This window comes from Micromonospora sp. NPDC003776 (genome assembly GCF_053605645.1).
The window spans coordinates 1-4513 of record NZ_JBSGJR010000567.1; the positions used below are offsets into that span (position 1 = coordinate 1).

Consider the following 4513-nt stretch of genomic DNA (forward strand, 5'->3'; position numbering starts at 1 on the left):
GGGCACGCCAGGCCGTGTGCCCGGCGTGCCCTGCGCCCGGCGGCACCCGTCGCCGCGTCGGTCGGCCGGGGCGGGCTGGACACCCCGGCCCGCGCGTTCACCGCGATCCTGGCGCTGACCCTGCTCAACCCGGCCACCGTCGTCTACTTCGCGGCTCTCATCATCGGCCGGGGCGACGTCGGTGGCGCCGGCACGGGGACCGCCCTGCTCTTCGTCCTCGGGGCGTTCCTCGCCTCGGCGAGCTGGCAACTGCTGATCGCCGGGGGCGGGACCCTGATCGGGCGGGCGCTCACCGGCAGCCGGGGGCGGCGGGTCACCTCGCTGCTGTCCAGCGCCATCATCGCGGCGCTCGCCGTCGTCACCCTGCTGCACCGTTGAGCCGTCCACCATGGACGCCACGAGTGTGACGGTTGTGTGACGGACGTCCTGCGGATCCATGACATAGGCATCGGTCAAATCGACAGCTCGGGCCGCCGATCGACCGGTCTTCGTTCCGACCTCCGACCGGCGAGGGCTCAGCCGTCGGGTCGGCGCTCTCCGCATCCGCCACTGGGGACGGTGCCGGCGGCTGGCCGCCGGGGCGGCCACGGGGCGACGTCCTGTCAGGACGCCCTCGGCTGACCGGCTGATGTTCGGGATCCCCCGTCCGCCTAGGGTCTCTGACCAATCCGTGGACCGCTCGCGCACGCCCCGGACGACCCCGGGCGGGCGGGCGGCCGCGGCCATTCCTCGCCGAGCAGGGAGACGAGTTGAGGACATTCCTGATACGTCGCGGACGAGACCACCGGACCCGTCCGGGCCGGGTCGCCGCCGCCCTGGTGGCCACGCTGGTGGCGGCGGTGCTGCCGGTGCTGGCATCCCCCACCCCGGCCGGCGCCGCCCCGCCCTCCGGTGGGCCGTGGAAGAAGGTGGACGGCAAGCCGGCGCCGACCAAGGCCGGCCGGAAGGCGACCGTGCACGCCGACCGGCTCAGCACGTACACCCTGGATCGGGCCGGTATCAAGGCGGTCCTCGACCGGGCGCCGACGGAGCGGGCCAGGTCGGCCCGCGGACCGGCCCAGGTGGTGTCGCTGCCCGCGCCGGACGGGACGTTCCAGCGCTTCGAACTGGTGGACTCGCCGGTGATGGAGGCCGGCCTAGCCGCGGCGCACCCGGAGATCAGCACGTACGCCGGCAAGGGCCTGGACGACCCCACGGCGACCCTCCGCGCCGACCTGACCCCGCTGGGCTTCCACGCCTCGGTCCGGTCCGCCACCGGCGCCTGGTACATCGACCCGTACTACCACCTCGATCAGAGCCTGTACGCGAGCTACTTCGCCCGGGACCTGGCGAACCCGCACGGCGACCTGCTCGAGCGGGAGGACGTGATGAACGCGGCCCAGGCCCTCGAGGGTGAGGTGGCCGCCGCGCCCGCCGAAGCCCCCGCCGGACCGCTGGTCAAGCTGCGCACCTACCGGGTGGCGCTGGTGACCGACCCGTCCTACGCCACCTTCTTCGGCGCGGAGAACGTCACCGCGGCCAAGGTCACGCTGATGAACCGGGTGACCCAGATCTACGAGGACGAGACGGCGATCCGGCTCGTGCTGATCAACGACACCGAGAAGACCAACCTGAACACCCCGGCCCTGGCCACCGAGCCGAACGGCCCGTGCGGCGCGGCGGCCTGCTTCACCCCGGCGCAGCTCAGCTCGTGCGGCAGCGGCACGCTCAGCCGCAACCGGATCGTGCTCGGCCAGCTCGTCGGCGCCAGCAACTACGACGTGGGCCACATCGGCCTGGGCGTGAACGGCGGTGGCGTGGCCAGCCTCGGCGTGATCGGCGGCAACGGGAAGGCGCAGGGCTGCACCGGCCTGCCCACCCCGATCGGCGACTACTACGCGGTGGACTACGTGGCGCACGAGATGGGTCACCAGTTCGCCGGCAACCACACCTTCAACGGCACGCAGTACAACTGCTCGGGCGGCAACCGCAGCGCCGCCAACTCGTACGAGCCGGGCAGCGGTTCCTCGATCATGGCGTACGCCGGGATCTGCCAGCAGGACAACCTCCAGCCGCACAGCGATCCGTACTGGTCGCACCGCAGCTACACCGAGATCACCACCTACGTGACGTCCACCCGCGCGGCCATCAACGAGGTGCAGACCGTCTCGCTGCGCGACTTCGACACCGACGGCGACGCGTTCCGGGTCGGCTGGAACGGCGCCGACTCCGCGCCGATCGTGCGGGGCGCCAACTACACCACGGCCGGCATCAAGGAGGCGATCGAGGGCATCGCGGGCTGGCCGGCCGGCGCCACCGTCACCGTCGCCGCCTTCGGCGCCAGCGGCGCCCTCACCGACATCGGCTTCCAGGTCACCTTCGGCGGCACGCTGGCCGCCACCAACGTGCCGGCGCTGGCCCTCGCCGGCCTCTCCGGCGCGTCCGGATTCGTCGGCGAGACGGCCAAGGGCGGCGCCATCGACAACGGCGGCTTCGTCGTCGAGGAGACCGCCAACCACGCGCCGGTGGTCACCGTCCCGGCCGCCGTCACCATCCCGGTGCGTACGCCGTTCGCGCTGACCGGCACCGCCACCGACGCCGACGGCGACCCGGTGACGTACCTGTGGGAACAGAACGACCGGGGTGGCTCGACCGGCACCGCGCTGACCAACAACACCAAGGTCAACGGCCCGCTGTTCCGGGTGTTCGGGGAGGCGGCCTACGTCTCGCCGAGCGACACCCTGAAGTACCACTCGCCCGGCCTGAACGCGGTGACCACCAACTCCACCCGCGTCTTCCCGGACATGAAGCAGATCCTCATCGGCAACACCAACGCGAAGACGGGCGCCTGCCCGGCCGCGCCGGCCCCGCCGCCCACCGGCGGCGCCTCCAACGTGCCGGCCGACCTGGTCGACTGCTACTCGGAGTTCCTGCCCACCCGGGACTGGGTCGGCTTCACCAACGACCGGACCATGCACTTCAAGCTGACCGCCCGGGACGGCCGGCTCGGCGGCGGCGGCCTCGGCAGCGCCGACGTCGCGGTGGCGCTGGCCCCGGACGCCGGGCCGTTCCTGGTCACCTCGCAGGGCGCCGCCGCCGTCCTCGACGGCGGCTCGACCCAGGCGGTGACCTGGGACGTGGCCGGCACCGACGTGGCGCCGGTGAACGCCACCCGGGTGCGCATCACGCTCTCCGCCGACGGCGGGAAGTCCTTCCCGTACGTGCTGGCCGAGAGCGTGCCGAACACCGGCAGCGCGACGGTCACCCTGCCGAACGTGGCGACGACGCAGGCGCGGATCCGGATCGAGGCAGTCGGCAACGTCTTCTTCGACCTGAACGACGCCGACATCACCATCCGCGCCGTCCCGGTGGTCGGCAACGACGCCCCGGCCGGCGGGGCGCGCGTCCAGTACAGTGACGCGCTCTCGCCGACGGTCACCGTCACGGCCACCGACGGCGACACCGCAGGCGCCGCGCTGACCGCGGCCGCAGTGGGCCTGCCCGCCGGGCTCTCCCTGGCCGTGTCCGGCACCTCCGGGACGGGCACCGTGCCCGGTACCCGCAGCTGGACGGTCACCGGCACCACCACGGCCGCCCCAGGCGACTACCCGGTCACCGTGACGGTGTCCGACGGCACCGGCCTGGCCGCCGACACCTCGTTCACCGTCACGGTCACCGCCGAGGACGCGGCGGCCACCTGGGCCGGCGACACGCTGGTGACCACCGCGACCGCCGGCGCGCCCGGCACCGCCCTGCTGCGGGCCGTGATCCGGGACAGCTCGGTGCTGCCCGCGGCGACGGACACCACGGCGGGTGACATCCGGACCGCCACGGTGACCTTCACCGAGGGCGGGGCGACCCTCTGCACCGGCGTGCTGGAACCGCTCGGAACGGCCACCACCAGCGCGTCCGCGGCCTGCACGGCGCCGCTTTCGGCGGGCAGCCACACCGTCACCGCGACCGTCGGCGGCCACTACACCGGCGCCACCAGCACGGAGGTGACGGTCGCGGCCACGGACGGGGCGTTCCTCACCGGTGACGGCGTGCTGCCCGCGGGCCGGTCCGCCGGCCGGTACCCGGCCAGCGTCGGGTCGCCGGTGACCGCCGACCTGGTCGCCAGGCCGGGAGCGGCGGGCAGGAGCCCCAGCGGCTCGGCGACCGTCGGGTTCCGCTCCGGCGGCCGGGCCTACGAGATCCGGGGCGCCGCGGTCGAGAGCCTCGGGCTGAGCCGCAGCGGCGGCGCGGCGCAGGCCCGCTACCAGGCCACCCTGGTCGACGGTGGCGGCCGGGTCGTGGCCACCGGCCTGACCCTGGCGGTGACCGTCACCGACCAGGGCGTTCCCGGCCGGAGCGACAGCGTCGGGATCGCCCTGTGGCAGGGCGGCGCGCTGCTCTTCTCGTCCGACTGGACCGGGGCGGGCACCGCCGAGGTGAAGCTGACCAGCGGCAACTTCACCCTGCACTGACCGCGCGGGCCGCGGGAGGACCCGGACCGTCCACCCGCGGCCCGGGTGCGCCGGGGCGACGGGCCGCG

General features: G+C 74.1%; 2 protein-coding genes. Both read left to right on the forward strand.

Annotation, left to right across the window (positions count from 1 at the left end; translation table 11 throughout):
* A partial coding sequence (locus tag ACWEVO_RS30960; RefSeq protein WP_452311004.1) for a LysE family transporter occupies window positions 1–378 on the forward strand: 378 nt, incomplete at its 5' end.
* Between the two features lie 371 nt (window positions 379–749).
* A complete protein-coding gene (locus ACWEVO_RS30965) occupies window positions 750–4445 on the forward strand; it encodes a M12 family metallo-peptidase (RefSeq protein WP_452311005.1) in 3696 nt (1231 codons plus the stop codon).
* Window positions 4446–4513 lie beyond the last annotated feature (68 nt).